Below are 18,649 nucleotides of genomic sequence, written 5' to 3'. Positions count from 1 at the left end.
TCTCACATTTCATGCAGGATGCCAAACCGATAACGATAAAATCAGGAGGCTAAACGATGAAAAATAGAACGAGAAAATCGCTTTCCGTGCTTCTATCTGCGATCATGATCATAGCCTTGATCGCAGGATGCTCCAATAATAGCAATACCAATAACACGAATACCAAAAATGAACCGGCAGCGAACACCAGCACCGATACGAACACGAGTACGGAGACAGCGACGGAAACCGACTCGACGAACACGACAGCGGAGCCGGCTGCCTATTACGACATGCTCGATACCGTATCCGACAGCTCGGAGCTGCCGGACTGGACGGGCAAACAATTGAATTTGAAAGTTTGGTATACGCATGGTCCCGGTGACGCCAAACGTCCGGTCGCGGACAAAGATGTCGTCTCTCCGGAAATCAAACGCGTAACCGGCGTTTCGTTCGATAAAGACGGCTCGTTCGATAACGGCGGCCAAGACGCGAAAGTCAAAATGGGCTTGCTTAATGCTTCCAATGACTGGCCGGATATTGCCTTTGTCGATGGCGACATGGCGACTTTCCAAGACCTGATCAAAGCGGGTAAAGTGTATGATCTGACCGACGCGATCGCCAAGTACGCACCGCACGTGGCCAAGAGGATGCCTTTTGATACTTTCCCTCTAATTGAAGAACAAATTACTAGCAAACATCTGGACGGCAACAAAATCTGGGGATTCCCAACGATGGTCGGCAATCCTGACGGCTCAATCAAGCAACTGAACCCTGACTTTGTTCCTCCGAGTCCGCTTAACGGAGCGGGAGGCAACAGCTTTGTCTGGGTGCGCGACGACCTTCTGAAGATGCTTTATCCAAATGCCAAAACGCAGGATGAATTGGACGCGTTGTACGTCAAAAACGGCAAGTTTACGCATGACGATATTTTCGATGTGCCCATTAAGTCGACCGATGATTTGGTGAAATTTATGTACGATATGCAGAAGCTGATCAAAGACAAGAACATTAAGGAAAACGGCAAACCGGTTCAAGTCAGCTACGCCTTCGGCGGCGGAGACAACTGGGCCTTGATGACGCAATTCTTCAGTTACTTATACCGCATGCCTGCAGGCAATACCTATTTTACTTACTATGACAAAGCAACGAAGAGCATTCAGTACGAATTCCAACAAGACTGGTTCAAAGCCGGCATCGCGCAATTCAACAAGCTTGTCCGCGACAAAGTCATGGATCCAAACTCACTCCTCGAGAACAATGCTACCCATCTCGAGAAGCTGAACAACGGTCAATATGCAATGCCTTATCCATACGAATCGCCGGATGCCGCCGTATTGAAGGCTGCTGGCAAACCGTACCGCTATAGAAAATTGTGGATCGACCAGCCGATTGATCTCTCCAAAACGTTCATTCCGAGCGGCCAAAATGGGGTCAACTTCTCGATCATGATTTTCAAAGACAAAGTTTCCGAAGAGGATTTGCCGCAAGTCATCCGATTCCTGGACTACATGATTTCCGAAACGGGCGAGAAAATGTACGAGTGGGGTCCTAAGAGCGCTGGCCTGTTCGAAGAGAAGGACGGCAAACGCGTATTCAAGGACAAAAACCTAGAAAACGCAATGGTGTACACGGATCAAACCAGCGGAGCTCAAATGTCCTATAATCTATTCAATACGCGCATTGCCTCGACGGACGGTTACGGTTTTGCATGGCCGTATTATCCAAGTTATATGTGGGGAGCAGGACCTTTGGCTCCGTACAACAACTATGACCGAGTCTTAAACGCAGGTGACGCTCTGGGCTTCTTTGACCCGGGTAATCTGGAAGGTCAAGCACAATCGAATTTCGAGACGAAGGTGAACAAAGACTACGAAATTTGGAGCTTCTTCGGCAGCGTTCCCGAAGCGGATGCCTTCTGGAAAAACCGCGACGCCTTCGAGAAAGCATTGACGAAGACGATGGCGGCCAAGGACGACGCGCAATTCGAGTCGATGTGGAAGGACTTCCAAGCGCTTGCCGTTCAACAAGGGGCGGACGCCAAATCACTGGAGGCCATGACCAAATACTTCAATGAGCAAAACAAAGATATCTTGGATACGATTAAGTAACATGCAGGTGGTGAAAGACCGGCGGGAGAGCGCCGGTCTTTTGTCTTTTCTAATGCGGGGAAGTAACCTTTTCCTGGAAGTAATCGTCTGAGGAGTAAGAAGACGGACCAGTAGGAGGACGTTATGAAATCGATGCTTATGATTATGCTGATTTTGATAGTATCAGCTTGTGGCAGCTCCGGAAGCAAGAATTCCAAGGAGGCTGCCATTGACCCAGCCCTACAGAAGAAGATATCCGCACCGCGGCTGCAGTACAAGGATGATCTGTTCGAGATGAAGCTGAATATCGCCAAAACAACCTATGCCAAGGATGAGCCGATCGTCTATTCGGCCAGCTTGACCTACATTGGCGACGGAGATGCCATAACCATTTGGGGCGGCCACACTTATATCGGTTTCACCATTACGGATGGGAAGAAGTTCAATATGGAAGGCGCCAACACGACTGAATTAGTAGCGACTAAGCTCGCGAAAGGCAAAACGACAGAATATCCATTCTTCAAAAGCGGCGGCTACGGTGCGGATGATCCCGATGCCGACTTCTGGCGGGCTTTCTATGCTGAGAAAGAGCTTCGGCTTCCTCCGGGCACCTACTATATCTCAGCAGTTTGCATGTTCTCGCTTACTCAGGAAGTCGTGGACAGTCATTACAATGGTGAGGTCTATACGACGATAACAGTGAAGTGAACAGACTGATTTAGTGGAAGTTTTGACAAATTCGTGGAAAGGAAAATAAATACATTCTCAGGCTGTGATGATACATTTAACATGTAAGCACTACAGGTTACGGGGGTATCGGAATGGCCATTCACCGTGCAACGCGTGGAAGTTTATCCAACTTGCAGCTGGAGCAGTACAATCGGGACGGTTATCTGATTTTGGAGGACTTATTGGACGAAGAAGATATGGCGGCGCCGCGGCAGGCGATGTCTGATAAGGTATCTATTATTGCCGATGATTTGGTTGCGAACGGGCTGATTACGGACAAATTGGAGCATGAACCCTTTCAATACCGGCTCGCGAAGCTGTTTGACGGACTAACGGATAAGGACTTTCTCAAGTTTGGACGCGGATGGAGAGACCGGCTTGAGGGGTATTACCATCTCTTGAGCAATCCGAAAATCATCGATGCGGTAGAGTCGCTGATCGGGGAAGAAATCTTCGCAAGCCCCGTCTATAATGTGCGGCCTAAAGTGCCTCGTGTAGCAGCGGGCGCAGTGCCTTGGCATCAAGACAAATCCTACTGGCCGGATTCCAATGCGAATCCCGTCATTACCGTATGGATTTCGTTCGTAGATGCCACACTGGAGAACGGCTGTCTCCATATTAAGCCGCGCACCCAGAACACGAAGCTGCTGGAATGGCATGCGGAAAGCTACAGCGGCACAGGCTACACCGCGCTGCACGAGAATCAGCTCGGTTCTCGCAAAACCATCGCGCTGCCGGTGAAGGCCGGCACCGCGATCTTGTTCAACGATCGGCTGCTCCATATGTCGACGCCGAACAATTCCGATCATGTCCGCTGGAGCGTGGACCTGCGCTATCAGCCGACGGATCAAGATCCAATGCCCCAGCACGGCGCAGGGTTCCTCGCCAGAAGCAGCAAGTTTCCGGAGCGCGTTGCGACGCTGGAGGACTGGCTGGCCGAACGGCCGGAACATGAAGGCTAGACGGGAACTCGCGTAAGCACATAGATGCTTGAAAGGCAAGAAAAGGCAAGCCACTTGTTGTGGCTTGCCTTTTTTTTAGCTGGAGCTTCAATGGATGCAGCTTAATTGAGCGCGCGGCCGCTGAAGGCCGACATCGGCGCGTTGCAACTAGCAACAGGTACGCTAACGAACCACACAGGTCTTATTTGGGCCAATTTCAGAGGTTTCAGATTCTAACGAACCGTAGAGGTCTTATTCTAGTAAAATTGGCTCCAATCTCCCCCTAAAACACCAAATAAGGCCTCTGTGGTTCGTTAAATTTTTCCCAGCGCCATTTTACCGCAAATAAGGCCTGTACGGTTCGTTAGAGCAAATGCCGACATCCATCTCGAGCCAGCACGGCCGCAAAGCTATAAATTTCAGCATATAAAGGAAAATGTTGTTGGTTTGCGAAATAAGTAACAAGTAGAAAGCAGGTGCGACAATATGAACCATTTTGCTGAGGCCAGGGAGCAGGAAACGAAGTACCACGAAGCGTTTTATCGCGAGACGGAGCTATTTGCGCCCGGAACTTGGCTTGCTAAGCCGGTTGCAACCGTCATGAATTTGCTGCAGGAGTTCAGCCAAGCCGAGCCGATCCATGTTCTTGATTTGGGCTGCGGAGTGGGGCGAAACAGTATTCCGATTGCGCGGGCCGTTCAACCGGCAGGAGGTTTGGTCGTTTGCGTCGATTTGCTCCCTATTGCCACCGCGAAGCTGGAGCAGTATGCCGTTCAATATGAGGTGCAAAGCGCTATTCAGACAGTGGTAGCGGATGTCGAGCATTATGAGATCGCACAGCATGCTTACAACTACATTGTCGCCTGCTCTTGCCTGGAGCATGTTTCGGATCGCGATGCCTTTCAAGCTGTCGTCCGGCGTATGATCCGTGGAACGAAAGCTCAGGGGATCAATTGCATCTTGATCAACACGGAAGTGGTGGAATACGATATCGAGCTGGGCTCGCAAAGCCCCGGAGTAATAGAGTTACCTATGAAGACGGAAGAAACAATCCATCTCTTGAGAGAACTCTACCGGGATTGGGATATACGCATCGAAAGCTACATCCCCCAGAGCATCTCCGAGAAGAAGAATGGACGGGCCATCGAATTTAGAGGAAATTGGCTGACGTTTGCCGCCCAGCAACGAATCCAACTCCCGGAGGAAGAATTACATTGAACATAAGAGGTATTATTTTGGAAGGCTACTCGAATGCTGGCAAAACCTCACTGCTGCGGGCAATCAAGAAACTTCAGGCGCAGGATGAAACGGCAGAAAACAGCGCCATCGTCCTCAGTGAGCATTATTCACAGGTTCTGAACAACGTCCAAGGCTCGTTAGAGCGGCTGTCGCGAGAGGATCATCTGCAGCTGTTACGAAGCAGAGTCGACATGTTAAAGCAGTTAAATGAATGGGCCGTCTATCTGGGGCCGCATGCTCGGAAGTCGAGAGGGCTATTTTATGTGCTGGAGCGGTTCCACTTGAATCACCGGGTTGCTTTTGCAGAGGAAGATACGACTGAGATTTCGAGACTTGAAGAGGATTTGGCAGCGCTGGGGGCGAAGTGCGTGCTGCTCACGATTTCTCCGGAGGTGACGGAGGAACGGATCAAGAGCAGAGTTCCATTGGAGTGGGTCCATAAGTCCGAGGCCGAAGTGAGACAAGCATGCCAAGAGCTGCTGGAAACGCAAGAGCAGTGTCGCATTCATGCGCTTTTGTCCAAGGTGCCGACCGTAGAGGTCAATACAGATCAGAAGAATTGGGATGAGCTTGCGAGCCTCATGATGGATCAAATCTAAGCACGAAACGTTCAAGCACGTTTAAGGAAGGTGTAGAATGGAAAATAAAACCTATATGGTGCTCGGTGCAATCTTTATGATGGTTGGCGCAGGTATCTACACAATTGAGCGATGCGTGAAGATGATTGCTTATGCAGTGGCGACCGCGAGCAGCGCAAATCTGGATTTGTATGCGAATCATCTTGGCGGCGTCGGCATGTTTTTCGGCAACTTCTTCGTCTGGTTCTTCTTGTTAATCGGATTTGTACTGATGGCTTTTGGATTTCCAACGAGAAAATAAGTGGAGGTATTCGTATGGCTGAACAATCGATTGAAGAGCGGTTAAAGGCATTAAATATTGAGCTGCCAAGCGCGAGTGAACCCGCCGCCAAATATGCCAATTGTATGATCGTGAACGGTCTCCTGTTTGTGTCAGGCAAAGGGCCGGCCGGGAACCCGAGGGGGAAGCTTGGGATTGATTATACGACAGAGGAAGGCTATCGGTTCGCCAGACTGGCGGGTCTAGAAGTGTTAGCTGTGTTAAAGGATACGCTGGGCTCGCTCGATCGCGTAAAGCGGGCAGTGAAAATTCAAGGTTTTGTTAATGCAGGACCCCATTTCGAAGAACATCACAAAGTGCTGAACGGCTATTCCGATTTGCTGTTTGAAGTGTTCGGCGATAACAAAGGGAACCACGCAAGATCCGTGCTTGGGGCAGTCTCGCTGAGGAATAACCTGCCTGTGGTGGTGGATTCGATATTTGAAGTGGATGCAACATCATGAGCAGACCTCAATTAGTGCTGATAAGCTGAGAGACGAATTCCGTGCTCTCGGCTTTTTTATTTGCAGCAATTCCTATTAGATTCTCCCATTTTATCCAGAGATGCTGCCTGTAAAATAACATTCTATTCAGGACAGCCGCCTTCCCTCTTGAATATCCTATCGTTTATAGCATAATAGAGGCAAACCCCACTAGCAGCTACTAACCGAATAGGAGACTCCTCTATGAAATGGCTGACCTCGCACCTGCTGGATCCCATTCGCTCCAGGTTGTTTTACAAGATGCTCATCATCTATTCGCTGCTTACTTTAATTCCGTTAATTATCGTCGGCTCCACCTTCTACATTCGCTCCAGTCATCTGATCGAGAAGAAAGCCACCGAAGAAGCGCAGCAAGGACTGTCCGGTTCCGCAGAGAAGTTTGACGAAGTGCTATATGCCGTAAAAAGCCAAATGCTCCCCATCAGCGAAAATGTACTCCTCCAAGCTATGTTCCGCAACGTCAAGAAAGGCCAAGTCAACGCAAGCTTAAACGCATCCGTCTCTGAGCTGCTGCAATCCGAGCTGGCTACGGCGAAGCTCAAGATCGGCGATTTTGTCGGCGATTTGTACGTGGTTGGCATTAATAACAAGGTGCTGTACAGCACAGACGCCAAGAAGCGGCTGCTTTACGCGGAAGCATTTTGGAAGATGCCGTTCGAATTCGATCGTATGCCGGAATGGGCGTTCTTTAATGACGATAAACGTATGGCCTGCGTGGTCAAAATCTTCGACGAAGGGCAGCGCCCCTCAGTCGATTCCGAGATCGGCCGTTTGATCATTACGCTCGATGCCGCCAAGGTACAGTCGCTGTTCATGGATTACGCCCCAGGCACCTTTTATATTACGAATGCAGATAATCAGATCATGACCGCCTCCCTGCAAAATCAAATCGGACACTTGCTCGACAGCCGCAAGCTGCAAAGTGAGCTGGTCATTCAGCAGAAGTCGCGTTACTCCGAGTTTCAATATGTGCTGCTCGCGAATCCCGGCACCGGCGGGCTTGTACAGAAGCAAGCGTTGTTCTCGATCGGCGTCACGGTTGCAGCATGGCTTGCCATTACGATTGTGACCTACGTCATCCTGCGTAGAATAACGATCCCCATCCAGCGTTTAACGCGGTTAATGCGTGCCGCGGAGCGGGAGGAATACCAGCTCATCAGCGGCATTACCACGACGGATGAGATCGCGATGCTCTGTAACGGCTTCAACAGTTTGGTGCAGCGGACGAGCCATCTGATCGAAACCAACTATAAGAACGAGCTGCTGGTCCGCGAGGCAGAGCTTAAAGCCATTCGCATGTACATCAATCCCCATTTCCTCTACAACACGATGGAATATATCAGCATCATGTCCCATTCGCCGGAGAAAGCGAAGCATATCCCGCAGATGGTGCAGCATTTATCCGGGATATTCCGATTCTCGATCACACCGGGCAATCAGTTTGTCGAGCTGGGTACCGAGATGGAGTTCGTGCGAAAATATCTCGAAATTCACCGTTACCGCTACGGGGAGCGCTTAGCCTATACGATCGACCTGCCTGATATGTATCGCAAAATCGCCGTCCCTAAGCTTCTTCTTCAACCTCTGGTGGAGAATGCTGTCGTTCACGGCATCGACAGGCTGCCCGAAGGAGGCTCGATCTCCATCACCGTGAAGGAAGAGCAATATGAGCTGGTCATCGAGATTGAGAACAGCTCGCTCGTTAACGGAGCACTGTTGGAGACAGCGGCAAGCAGCGGTGACTCCCTGTTGAAGCATCCGAAGGGATTGGGCACCGGGCTTGATAATGCGAATGCCAGACTGCGGCTTCATTACGGGAATACCTACGGGATCACCTTGCTCCACCTTGATGGAACTACCATGGCGAGGGTGCTAATGCCAATACAGATCTTGCAAGATAACGAGGAGGGCTGAGCACATGCGGATTATGATTGTGGATGATGAACGTGAGATTCGCGAATTTCTGGCTGGCATGGAAGGTTGGGCATCGATTGGCTGTGAGGTCGCTTGGACGGCGGCCAATGGTGAAGAAGCACTCGGCATATTGAACGCGTGCACATCGCTTCCGGATGTCATTATTACCGATATTCGCATGCCTGTTATGGACGGCATTACGTTTGCGGAGCATGTGCGCAGGCGATATGCGGATATGCCGATTATTTTTCTGACGGCTTATCATGAGTTCGACTATGCACGGCAAGCGGTGAAGCTGGGCGTTTCGGATTTCATGACGAAGCCTTTCCTGCCGGAAGAGCTGATCCGCACGGTCGGATCGCTTCGTGAACATGAGCCGATGCTGGCCGGCTGGCGTGAGCATGATCAGTTCTTCGAGCTGCTGGCAGATGAACAGCATTCAGTGGCGTATAAGCAGCAGTGGCTGCAAGGCAATGGACTGCAGGACGGTGATTTCATCCTGTTGTATGCAGAGCTTGATGCACCGCGCGACTCGGATAACGAGCATTTTCCGTTTGCGGCGGCACATCTGCGCGGACAAATTGAGACGGCTGCCGGGGGCATCGGCCTGCAGGGCTGGACCGCGTCATCCGCGAGCGGGATTTACTTGTTCGTCCCGCTAAAGCAGCAATCCGGCCTGATTGTCAGCCGGGAGCAATTAATGACCTTCGCCAAGGAAATCGCATCGGTCAGCGGGTCTCGCGCGATATCGCTGTCTGTCGGGATCAGCCAGACCTTCTCGACCTTCTGCCGGCTGCCGGAGGCGCTGCGCCAAGTGAAGAAATGCATGGAATACCGCATGCTGCTCGGCAAAAACTCCGTCATCGCCTACGATGCGATGGAATCGTTCCTGACGGAGAAAGAGAAGGAAACGGACGCATCGCTTAGCTTAATTGCAGATGCGCTGCGCAGCAACGATCCCGAGGGGATTCGCGCACTGCTGAAGGATTCGTATCGCAGTATGCTCTCCGTCGGCGCAAGTAAGAAGGACATGCAGCATTACGCGCTTCATTTGATAGAGAAAGCAGAGGCGGCTCTGGCTGATCTCGGCATTCGGCCTTCGCATGGCTTGTCCGTCGACATCCGTGAGAAGCTGATTAAAGCCGTGCTGCTGACTGACATCATGAAGGAACTGGAACGTCAACTCATTGCCTATCAAGTTTTCATGCAGCAGGAGCTGCAGGATTCGCCGCTGAAAGTAATTTCGGATGTGAAGCAGATTATTCGCGAACGTTTCGCCGAGGAACTGACGCTGCAGGCGGTTGCGAATAAGCTGAACGTCAACTATTCCTATCTGAGCCGGCTGATCAAGAAGGAGACCGGCCATAATTTTACCGATATGCTGTGGGATTACCGGATTGAGGCGGCCAAGACGAAGCTGCTTCGCGTTGATCTCAAAACCTATGAGGTTGCCTACGCGGTCGGCTTCAAGGATACGGCCCATTTTAGCTTCATGTTCAAGAAGAAGGTGGGTCTCTCTCCGAGTGCCTACCGCGCTCATGTTAGAGGCGGACAAGGGGTCACGGAGGAATAAGAAAGCAATTCCAGCATAGAAACGGTAAAATGCAGCTATCCTCTGGGCATCATGTAAGCGCTACAATTAACTTGTGAGATAACAGAAATGAAAAGAGGGTGTTGTGGCAATGAAGCTCAAAGGACTATCAGCGCTGGCGGGTGTACTGCTTCTGACAACGGTCATGTCAGCTTGCGGCAATTCAAACAACAACGAGGGCAATACGGCGAAGAACAACAGTAGTGCAACGACGACTAATGAGAGTACGAATACGGCTGCTACGAATGATACCAGCACGAACGAAGCGGCTACAAATGATGCAGCTACCAACGATGCAGCTGCACCGGCTGCCAATGACAAGGAGTTTACAATCCGCGTTGGCGCTTGGTTCCTGGATGATCGCCCGCATATGGTGGCGTTCAAGAAATCCGTTGAAGAGGGTTACGCGAAGCTTTATCCGAAGGCGAAGATTCAATGGGATGTCGTGCTAGGCGCGACTTACTTTGACAAACTGAAGGCGCAATTCGCTTCGGGCTCCGCACCGGATGTCGTGTTCTACCAAGGGGTGGATTTTGCGAAATCCGGCAATCTGCTTGATCTCTCCGCCGAGCCATGGGTTCCGCGTCTGAACGACGGCGGCCAGAAGGATTTCCAAACCCACGCAGACGGCAAAACATTCGGCGTACCAATGGGATTGTCCATTGGCGGCGGCGTTTGGTATAACAAGAAGATTTTCTCCGACCTTAGCATTAATCCTCCGAAAACAACGCAAGAGCTGTTCGACGCCGCTGAGAAAATCAAAGGTGCCGGCAAAACGCCGATTACGCTCGGCTTCAAGGATCAATGGACAGCGCAGCTCTTCTTCACAAATTGGATGAGCTCGTATCAGCTGGCCGACCCAACGCTTGGCAAGAAAATTTACAACGGCGAAGTGAAGCTCAACGAAGATCCGCTTATCCAGAAGGTATATACCAACTTCGAAACGATGAAATCCAAAGGCTACTTCAACAAAAACGCGATCAGCATCGACTGGCCGCAATCCGGTCAAATGTTCGCTTCCGGCGAAGCGGCTATGATCGTTCAAGGTCCGTGGATGCCCGGTGCGAATGCGGATAACATCGCCAAAGGCGGCTTCGAACCGTTCGATATCGGCTACTTCCCGCTTGCGAATGACGAAGGCAAAGTAGCAATGGGACTCGGCAGCAACGAAGCGCTCGGTATTAATGCGAAGACCGAACTGCTGCAGGAGTCCAAAGATTTGATTAACCTCATGACGACGCAAGACATTATCAGCCCGTTCATGAAAGGTGACGGCGCACTTACTTCCTTCACCGATGTAACGGTGAAATACGATGACCCGGCTATGGATGCCGTTCAAGAAGCGGTTGCGAACAGCACGGTTGTGACATCGAACATTACAAGCTACATTCCGGCAAGCGCGACAACAAACATGCTTGATCTGCTCACTAAAGTGGTATCCGGTATTAAATTCAACCCGGATGATCTGAAAGCGGCGCAAAGCAGCTTCGAGAAAGACAAAGCGACTGTAACTCCACCGGCAGAATAAGCATGGGCAATGCTAACCACGCAGCAGCATCCACAGTATGATGAACACGTTCAGCCGGAAGGCTGAACGTGTTTTACAAAGTCCAACCTGAGTAGGTGAAGTCAAATGAGTTTGAATCGCAAGCAATATTGGATCGCCTGCTTGTTTCTGGTGCCGGCGCTTGCCATCTTCGGCATGTTCTTCTATTATCCGTTTCTGCAGAGCATCTACTATTCCTTCACCGAGTGGAACGGGATTAAAGCACCGCGTTATATCGGACTCGACAACTACAAGTATTTGTTTCGGGATGTGCAAATGCTTGATGGCATGAAGAATACGCTCAAAATGGTTCTGTTTGGTCTCGTCGTACAAAATCCGCTGGCTCTATTGCTGGCAGTATTGCTCAATCGAAAATTTCGGACACGCGGCTTTCTGCGTACCTCTTTCTATTTACCGGTCATTATCAGCCTTGTTGTTACCTCGGTTGTATGGGGCGAGCTGCTGAAATATGACGGCTTTATCAACGGCATTCTGCAGCCCATCATTGGCGAGGCGAATGTGCAGGACTGGCTAGGCACGGTGTATACGTCATTCCCGACGATTATTCTGCTGACGCAGTGGCAGGCCATCGGGTATTGTGCATTGATCTATCTCGCCGGCCTTCAAGCGATACCGGCAGATATTTACGAGGCTGCGGATATGGAAGGCGCGAAAGGGTTTGCCTTGTTCCGCATGATAACCTTCCCAATGCTGATGCCGTCTGTGACGATCGTGTTGTTTCTGACCATCGTAGGTGCGCTTCGCCTGTTCGATCTGCCTTTCTTGCTGACGAATGGCGGGCCGGGCTCGTCCTCGTACACGCTGTTTCTGGCTGTCTATAACGCGGCCTTCAAGAATCAGAGCTACGGGTATGCGACGGCTGCGGGAATTGTGCTGGCAGTCTTCATTATCATCGTAACCATCATTCAGCTCAGCATCACGCGGCGCAGGGAGGTTGAGCTATAGCATGGGACTGAATAAGAGGCCCTCGATTGTGCTTGAGGTACTGTTGTTTATAGCTGCTTTATGCTTCTTGTTCCCGGTCTTCTTCCTGGTGGAGATGAGCTTCAAGGAGCCGCGTTATTTCTTCAAACCCTATGAGCTGCCTCATAGCTTATATCTGAACTATTACAAATCGGCCTTCACCGATATGGCGTTCTTCCGCGGGTTATCCAACACGCTGCTCGTTACGGCAGGTGCGCTTGGGCTCACCATTCTGGTAGCCTCGATGGCGGGTTATGTGCTGTCGCGCAGGCAGGAGAAGCTGTTTCGCTTCGCCTACTTGTTCTTCCTCTCCGGGATGGTTATTCCGACGATGGGCTCGCTCATTCCGCTCTTTACGATGGCGGTCGATATCCATTTGATGAATACGCATACGCTGCTCGTGCTTATCTACACGGCGGGTTTCATCCCGTTCGCATCGTTTCTGTATGCGGCATTTACGAAGTCGATTCCGCGGGAGCTGGAGGAGTCGGCGAGCTTAGACGGCTGCGGGCCATTTCGGCTGTATTGGCGGATTATTTTCCCGCTGCTGCTGCCGGCCACGGGGACGTTTATCGTGACGAATGTGTACGGGGTATGGAATGATTTTCTGACCCCGCTCATCTTCCTCAACCAGCCGGAAAAAATGACCCTCATGCCGCAAATCGTCCAATTCATGTTCAACAAACAATCCGTCAACTACGGCCCCGTGTTCGCCGTCAGCGTACTGGCGGTGCTGCCGCTCGTCGTCCTGTTCGCGTTCACGCAGAAGTACATGCTCCGCGGCCTGACCGCAGGAGCGGTGAAGGGGTAGGGCGGCTGGTCGCGGTGAAGCGGGATGCCGCTTGCCGCTGGGATGTTCGCTAATCGCGAGATGCCGGTTGCTATGCCGGCTGCTGCATCGCTAATCGCGTTGGGATGCCGCCCGGTTGCGTTGCTGCGCTGATCGCGTTGGAATGCCCCAAACCTTGTTGAGCTACTGCGCAAACCGCAGTAGAAGTGGGGGGGAGTAGCTCAGAGAGCTACACATTTACTGAAACGTGGCAGAATAGGTGAAAGATAGCTCAGAGAGCAACACATTCACAGGAAAGTGGCAAGTTGGGCGAAAGAGTAGCTCAGGTAGAAACACAGTTACGGGAAAGTGGCTGAACGGGTGAAAGAGTAGCTCAAGGAGCAACACATTAATGGGAAAGTAGCAGAATGGGCGAAAGAGTAGCTCTGAGAGCAACACATTATTGGAAAAGTGGCAGTTGGAGTGAAAGAGTAGCTCCGAGAGCAACACATTAGTGGAAAAGTGGCAGTTAGGGCGAAAGAGTAGCTCTGAGAGCAACACATTAGTGGAAAAGTAGCTGTTGGAGTGAAAGAGTAACTCTGAGAGCAACACATTAGTGGAAAAGTGGATAAGAGTAATCAAGGGAGGTACCAGTTACCTCACATTGTTGGGAAAGCGGCGAAAAGAGATCAAGAGAGGTACCAGTTACCTCACATTGACGGGAAAGCGTTGATAAGTAATGAAGAGTGGTACTAGTTACCCTTCAGTTGCTGATAATCGCAGCAAGAAGAACACGGGAAGATCCACATGAGCGAGAATGAGATCAAATCGGAGCAAGAAGTGCACCACGAGATCTACATTAGCGAGAATGAGGTCAAATCGGAGCAAGAAGCGCAGCAGGAGATCTACATGAGCGGACCAGCGGAACTTTTAGCTAGAACAGGCGTGCCATGAGCGCGACTAGTATATTCGCAGGAGGCGATGTTTAGTTATGGCAGAGCATAACCAACCGTACGAAGTAGCGGTGTACTATTTTCCACAGTGGCATCCGGATCCGAAGAATGAGGCGGCCAAAGGGGAAGGCTGGACGGAATGGCCTTCGCTTCGGGTGGCGAAGCCGGTTTTCCCGGGGCATGAGCAGCCGAAGGTGCCGCTCTGGGGCGAGCTTGACGAGTCCGATCCTGCAGTGTCGGAGAAGCAAATTGATGCAGCCGCGGATCATGGCATCACTTCCTTTATCTATGATTGGTATTGGGATTTGGGCGGCGGCGAAGGGCCGTTCCTGCATCGCGCGCTTGAGGATGGTTTCCTGCAGGCGGCTAATCGCGACCGGCTGCGTTTCGGCATCATGTGGGCGAATCATAATGAGGTGTCGCGCGAGCGGTTTGATGCGATGACGGACTATTTAATTATCCGCTATTTTAACGAGCCTAATTTTCTCAAAATCGAAGGTAAACTCTACTTCTCCATCTACGAGTGCCATACCCTGATCAAAGGGCTTGGCGGCATCGCGGAAACGAGAGATGCGCTCCAGTCCTTCCGTGAGAAAACACGTGAAGCCGGCTGCGGCGAGCTCCATCTCAATTTGGTGGAGTGGGGGTTGAACGAGGCCAATCGTGACATCATCGGACCTGACACGAATGAGCTGATCCGCACGTTAAGCATAGATAGCGTTACTTCTTACGTGTGGGTCCACCATGTGGAGCCGGCATCGTTCCCAGACTCACCATACGCGGATTGTGCTGCAGAGGCGGTCGCCAAATGGCCGGAGTTCCGCGATGCTTTCGAGGTTCCCTACTACCCCAATTCGACGATGGGCTGGGACCCTTCGCCGCGATGCAGACAAGATATTCCGCTCGTGCGCGGTGAATATCCGTACACACCAATCCTGACCGGCAATACTCCCGAGGCGTTCGAGGCGAATCTTCAAGAGGTGAAAGACTATCTCGATGAGTCCAACCTCGACACGCGGTTATTCACCATTTATGCATGGAACGAGTGGACCGAGGGCGGCTATCTGGAGCCGGACACGATTCATGGCATGAAGTACTTAGAAGCAATTCGCAACGTGTTTGGCAAGTAAGCTCCACAAACGCGATGAAAACACGGTTCCTTCGGGAATCGTGTTTTTTTGCAATTTTCTGTTTAGTTCATTCCCATTTGATCTCAATGTGGAGTATACTCGTTTTTAAAAACATTTGTGAGGGGGAGCTAAGCCATGTCTACGCAAAATAAACCCGATCGAGGCGAGCTCAAGCGAATTCTCCGCCAACTGGGGCAAGAGGAGCTTGTAGAAGTGTTGTCTGAGCGCATGTCCGGCTCGGACTTCAGCACGCTGCTGCTAGAAGTGTTCAGGCAGCGCGCCGCCAAACGGCAGCCAAGCGAGCTGCTGCGAAGCTACAAGGAGAACCGCTTCGTGAAGCCGGCGGTCGTTGATCCGCTAATGCTGAAGCAGCTGGAGCTCGATCTGCTGCGGATCGCGCAGCAGCAAGCTTACGCGCCGCTGCAGCTGTCGCCCGTTGCGCCGCTTGGCTCCTGCTCCATCGTGGCGCCGGCGGATCAGAACAAAATCATCTCCGCCCTCCGAGGCACCGAGGTCGTCGCCGATGTGACGAACCTGCTTGCGCTCTACATCGCGGACGGCATCAAGTCCGGCGACCTCACCAACGCACCGGAGCTGCTGCGCTACTGCACGACGCATCGCCATGTCAGGGCACAGAAATTCCTGGATGCACCTGGGATGCTGCCGCATTTTGGCCTCTACGCGATGGTCACGTCGGGGAAGGACAGCGGCTCCTACTCCTTCGAGAAGCAGGCGGTATGGGAGCATATTGCGGTGTACCGTGAGATGTTCCGAGCACGATTCGGAGGAGCGGAGATCGAGATCATCATGAATGCTCGCCCTGGTTACACGGATGCTGAAGGACTGAACAGCCGCCTGATTCAACATATCAAGGAGCAAGTACCGGAGCTAACAGTCACCTTGAACAGTGAGCCATCAGACAACGCCTACTACAAGGGACTTCAATTCACAATCAAAACGACCATCAGCGGAAAGGTTCATTATATTGGCGATGGCGGTTACGTCGATTGGACCCAACAGCTGCTGGGCAGCAAGAAAGAGCGCATGCTGATCAGTGCCATCGGGCTCGACCGACTATTGCTCGACTAATCCAGCTTAACTACAAGAGAGTGTTGGAAGATGAATAACTCGACCTGTGATATGAGTACATTTTTTTATATTGGCACCCAAGCAGAACACCGACCTAGACAAACTCCATAATATGAACAAAATGGAAATCTAGGTGGCTATATAGATGCATAAATCCAACAGAAAAAATTGTAAAGTAGGTCGTCCAAAAAAGAGAGACAAATGTAAAAAGGACGTCGTTAAGAAAAGGAAAATCGTAAGGTGCCCTCCTCCTAAAATAATCGTAAATGCTCCAATGGGAGCAACGGGTGTCAAAGGTGCAACAGGATCAACAGGAGTAACAGGTGCAACGGGAGCAACTGGTGTCAGGGGGGCAACAGGAAATACAGGTTTAATAGGACCAACAGGTTCAACAGGTTCAACAGGTGCTAGAGGTGCGATTGGATTGATAGGGTTATCTGGCGCTACCGGTGCCACCGGAGCTACTGGTTTACCAGGGGCGACTGGTCCTTCAGGTGGACCAATAGGACCGACAGGAAACACGGGTCCAACAGGGCCTACCGGAGCAACAGGAGTAATCGGAGCGACCGGAGCGACAGGGGCAACCGGTTTAGCTGGAGTAAATGGAGTAGCTGGAGTAGCTGGAGTAACTGGAGCAACCGGATTGCAGGGATTTATTGGGGCTACCGGAGCGACAGGGGTAACCGGGGCTATCGGGGCGACAGGAGCAACCGGGTTAGCTGGAGTAAATGGAGTAACTGGAGCAACCGGATTGCAGGGATTTATCGGGGCTACCGGAGCGACCGGGGCAGCAGGAGCGACCGGGGCGACAGGAGCAACAGGGGCGACCGGAGCGACAGGGGCGACAGGGGCGACAGGAGCGACCGGGGCAATCGGGGTAACAGGAGCTACCGGAGCAACAGGAGCTACCGGAGCGACAGGTGCGACAGGTGTAACAGGAGCAACAGGAGCAACAGGGGCCACCGGAGCGACAGGGGCGACAGGGGCAACCGGAGCAACCGGGGCGACAGGAGCAACCGGGGCGACAGGAGCGACCGGTGCAACAGGTGAAACCGGAGCGACCGGAGCGACCGGAGCGATAGGAGCAACCGGGGCGACAGGGGCGACCGGAGCGACAGGGGCGACCGGAGCAACAGGGGCGACCGGAGCGACAGGAGCAACAGGTGCAACAGGAGCAACAGGAGCGACCGGGGCGACAGGTGCAACAGGAGCGACAGGAGCAACAGGAGCAACAGGAGCGACAGGAGCAACAGGAGCAACAGGAGCGACAGGGGCCACCGGAGCAACAGGAGCGACAGGAGCAACAGGAGCAACAGGAGCGACCGGGGCAACAGGAGCAACAGGGGCAACAGGAGCAACAGGAGCGACAGGAGCAACAGGAGCAACAGGAGCGACAGGTGTAACAGGAGCAACAGGAGCAACAGGGGCCACCGGAGCAACCGGGGCGACAGGTGCGACAGGAGCAACCGGGGCAACAGGAGCAACCGGAGCAACAGGTGCAACCGGGGCGACCGGGGCGACCGGAGCAACAGGGGCGACCGGAGCGACCGGAGCGACCGGGGCGACTGGCGAGACCGGAGCGACAGGAGCAACAGGAGCAACAGGAGCGACAGGTGAGACCGGAGCTACCGGTGCGACCGGAGCAACAGGGGCGACAGGAGCAACAGGAGCAACAGGAGCAACCGGGGCGACAGGAGCAACAGGAGCAACAGGAGCAACAGGAGCAACAGGAGCAACAGGAGCGACAGGGGCGACAGGAGCAACCGGAGCAACAGGGGCGACCGGAGCGACAGGTGCAACAGGAGCAACAGGAGCAACCGGAGCAACCGGCGCCAACGCAGTATTGAACTTTGCAGATTTTTATGCGTTGATGCCTTCCGACAATGCAGCGACGGTTGCTCCTGGTACAGACGTAAGTTTTCCGCAGAATGGTCCGTCCAGTGGGACTGCTATTGCCCGAACGAGTCCCAGTACATTTAACTTATCTGCAGCCGGCACTTATCAGGTGCTGTTTCAGGTAAGCGTGGACGAAGCGGGTCAATTGGATTTGTCACTCAATAACGTAGAGCTACCTTATACGGTGGTCGGGCGAGCAACGGGCACTTCTCAAATAATAGGAATGGCTCTTGTGCAAACGGTAGCTGCCAACTCCATACTCACTGTAAGGAATCCTGCTGGCAATGCCACGGCACTAACCATAACTCCTGTCGCCGGAGGAACAAGGCCAGTTTCAGCGCATCTTGTTATCACCCAACTCGCCTAGTTAATCAAATAGTATGCATAAAAAAGGAGAAG

Annotated in this window: 16 protein-coding genes; all 16 read left to right on the top strand. The window is 52.2% G+C overall.

All coding sequences use genetic code 11. The features are described 5' to 3' along the window. Positions 1-56: 56 nt before the first annotated feature. The 16 genes from AC50Y3_RS25475 (at position 57) to AC50Y3_RS25400 (ending at position 18,617) form a co-directional block, all read left to right on the top strand. Complete coding sequence (locus AC50Y3_RS25475; protein ID WP_494821529.1) at positions 57-2,090, top strand: type 2 periplasmic-binding domain-containing protein; 2,034 nt, start codon at positions 57-59, stop codon at positions 2,088-2,090. A gap of 123 nt (positions 2,091-2,213) precedes the next feature. Then, complete coding sequence (locus AC50Y3_RS25470; RefSeq protein WP_494821528.1) at positions 2,214-2,777, top strand: hypothetical protein; 564 nt, start codon at positions 2,214-2,216, stop codon at positions 2,775-2,777. Between the two features lie 113 nt (positions 2,778-2,890). Beyond that, positions 2,891-3,760 (top strand): phytanoyl-CoA dioxygenase family protein, encoded by an 870-nt coding sequence (locus tag AC50Y3_RS25465; protein ID WP_494821527.1) that lies wholly within the window; start codon positions 2,891-2,893, stop codon positions 3,758-3,760. Positions 3,761-4,225: 465 nt separating this feature from the next. After that, on the top strand, positions 4,226-4,957 hold the full coding sequence (locus tag AC50Y3_RS25460) for a class I SAM-dependent methyltransferase (protein ID WP_494821526.1): 732 nt from the start codon (positions 4,226-4,228) through the stop codon (positions 4,955-4,957). Beyond that, a complete protein-coding gene (locus AC50Y3_RS25455) occupies positions 4,954-5,577 on the top strand; it encodes a hypothetical protein (RefSeq protein ID WP_494821525.1) in 624 nt (207 codons plus the stop codon). The genes AC50Y3_RS25460 and AC50Y3_RS25455 overlap by 4 nt, the downstream gene beginning before the upstream one ends. A 37-nt stretch (positions 5,578-5,614) precedes the next feature. Continuing rightward, the gene (locus AC50Y3_RS25450; RefSeq protein WP_494821524.1) at positions 5,615-5,857 is read left to right on the top strand and encodes a hypothetical protein; all 243 of its coding nucleotides are present in this window, start codon (positions 5,615-5,617) and stop codon (positions 5,855-5,857) included. 14 nt (positions 5,858-5,871) lie between these two features. Beyond that, positions 5,872-6,339 carry a RidA family protein gene (locus AC50Y3_RS25445; RefSeq protein ID WP_494821523.1) on the top strand — a complete coding sequence of 156 codons (468 nt, stop codon included), beginning with the start codon at positions 5,872-5,874 and terminating at the stop codon, positions 6,337-6,339. A 222-nt stretch (positions 6,340-6,561) separates the two neighbouring features. After that, positions 6,562-8,292, top strand: coding sequence for a sensor histidine kinase (locus AC50Y3_RS25440; protein ID WP_494821522.1), 1,731 nt, complete (start codon positions 6,562-6,564; stop codon positions 8,290-8,292). Between the two features lie 4 nt (positions 8,293-8,296). Continuing rightward, on the top strand, positions 8,297-9,865 hold the full coding sequence (locus AC50Y3_RS25435; protein ID WP_494821521.1) for a response regulator transcription factor: 1,569 nt from the start codon (positions 8,297-8,299) through the stop codon (positions 9,863-9,865). Between the two features lie 109 nt (positions 9,866-9,974). Further along, positions 9,975-11,411 (top strand): ABC transporter substrate-binding protein, encoded by a 1,437-nt coding sequence (locus tag AC50Y3_RS25430; protein WP_494821520.1) that lies wholly within the window; start codon positions 9,975-9,977, stop codon positions 11,409-11,411. Positions 11,412-11,516: 105 nt separating this feature from the next. After that, the gene (locus AC50Y3_RS25425; RefSeq protein ID WP_494821519.1) at positions 11,517-12,395 is read left to right on the top strand and encodes a carbohydrate ABC transporter permease; all 879 of its coding nucleotides are present in this window, start codon (positions 11,517-11,519) and stop codon (positions 12,393-12,395) included. Position 12,396: 1 nt separating this feature from the next. Next, entirely contained in the window at positions 12,397-13,224 is an 828-nt protein-coding gene (locus AC50Y3_RS25420) for a carbohydrate ABC transporter permease (RefSeq protein WP_494821518.1), read from the top strand. 765 nt (positions 13,225-13,989) lie between these two features. Further along, complete coding sequence (locus tag AC50Y3_RS25415) at positions 13,990-14,136, top strand: hypothetical protein (RefSeq protein ID WP_494821517.1); 147 nt, start codon at positions 13,990-13,992, stop codon at positions 14,134-14,136. A gap of 37 nt (positions 14,137-14,173) precedes the next feature. After that, entirely contained in the window at positions 14,174-15,265 is a 1,092-nt protein-coding gene (locus tag AC50Y3_RS25410) for a glycoside hydrolase family 99-like domain-containing protein (protein WP_494821516.1), read from the top strand. A 135-nt stretch (positions 15,266-15,400) separates the two neighbouring features. Continuing rightward, complete coding sequence (locus AC50Y3_RS25405; RefSeq protein WP_494821515.1) at positions 15,401-16,354, top strand: hypothetical protein; 954 nt, start codon at positions 15,401-15,403, stop codon at positions 16,352-16,354. Between the two features lie 424 nt (positions 16,355-16,778). After that, positions 16,779-18,617 (top strand): collagen-like protein, encoded by a 1,839-nt coding sequence (locus AC50Y3_RS25400; protein ID WP_494821514.1) that lies wholly within the window; start codon positions 16,779-16,781, stop codon positions 18,615-18,617. The last annotated feature ends 32 nt before the right edge of the window (positions 18,618-18,649 follow it).

The organism is Paenibacillus sp. J22R98, assembly GCF_059383835.1.
Note: the sequence above shows the minus strand (reverse complement) of the source record. Positions and strands in the feature narration are given on the sequence as shown.

Coding starts and splice junctions, on each gene's coding strand:
- AC50Y3_RS25475 (WP_494821529.1), top strand. CDS start 57: ATGAAAAATAGAACGAGAAAATCGCTTTCCGTGCTTCTATCTGCGATC.
- AC50Y3_RS25460 (WP_494821526.1), top strand. CDS start 4,226: ATGAACCATTTTGCTGAGGCCAGGGAGCAGGAAACGAAGTACCACGAA.
- AC50Y3_RS25470 (WP_494821528.1), top strand. CDS start 2,214: ATGAAATCGATGCTTATGATTATGCTGATTTTGATAGTATCAGCTTGT.
- AC50Y3_RS25435 (WP_494821521.1), top strand. CDS start 8,297: ATGCGGATTATGATTGTGGATGATGAACGTGAGATTCGCGAATTTCTG.
- AC50Y3_RS25405 (WP_494821515.1), top strand. CDS start 15,401: ATGTCTACGCAAAATAAACCCGATCGAGGCGAGCTCAAGCGAATTCTC.
- AC50Y3_RS25415 (WP_494821517.1), top strand. CDS start 13,990: ATGAGCGAGAATGAGATCAAATCGGAGCAAGAAGTGCACCACGAGATC.
- AC50Y3_RS25450 (WP_494821524.1), top strand. CDS start 5,615: ATGGAAAATAAAACCTATATGGTGCTCGGTGCAATCTTTATGATGGTT.
- AC50Y3_RS25420 (WP_494821518.1), top strand. CDS start 12,397: ATGGGACTGAATAAGAGGCCCTCGATTGTGCTTGAGGTACTGTTGTTT.
- AC50Y3_RS25440 (WP_494821522.1), top strand. CDS start 6,562: ATGAAATGGCTGACCTCGCACCTGCTGGATCCCATTCGCTCCAGGTTG.
- AC50Y3_RS25425 (WP_494821519.1), top strand. CDS start 11,517: ATGAGTTTGAATCGCAAGCAATATTGGATCGCCTGCTTGTTTCTGGTG.
- AC50Y3_RS25430 (WP_494821520.1), top strand. CDS start 9,975: ATGAAGCTCAAAGGACTATCAGCGCTGGCGGGTGTACTGCTTCTGACA.
- AC50Y3_RS25465 (WP_494821527.1), top strand. CDS start 2,891: ATGGCCATTCACCGTGCAACGCGTGGAAGTTTATCCAACTTGCAGCTG.
- AC50Y3_RS25410 (WP_494821516.1), top strand. CDS start 14,174: ATGGCAGAGCATAACCAACCGTACGAAGTAGCGGTGTACTATTTTCCA.
- AC50Y3_RS25445 (WP_494821523.1), top strand. CDS start 5,872: ATGGCTGAACAATCGATTGAAGAGCGGTTAAAGGCATTAAATATTGAG.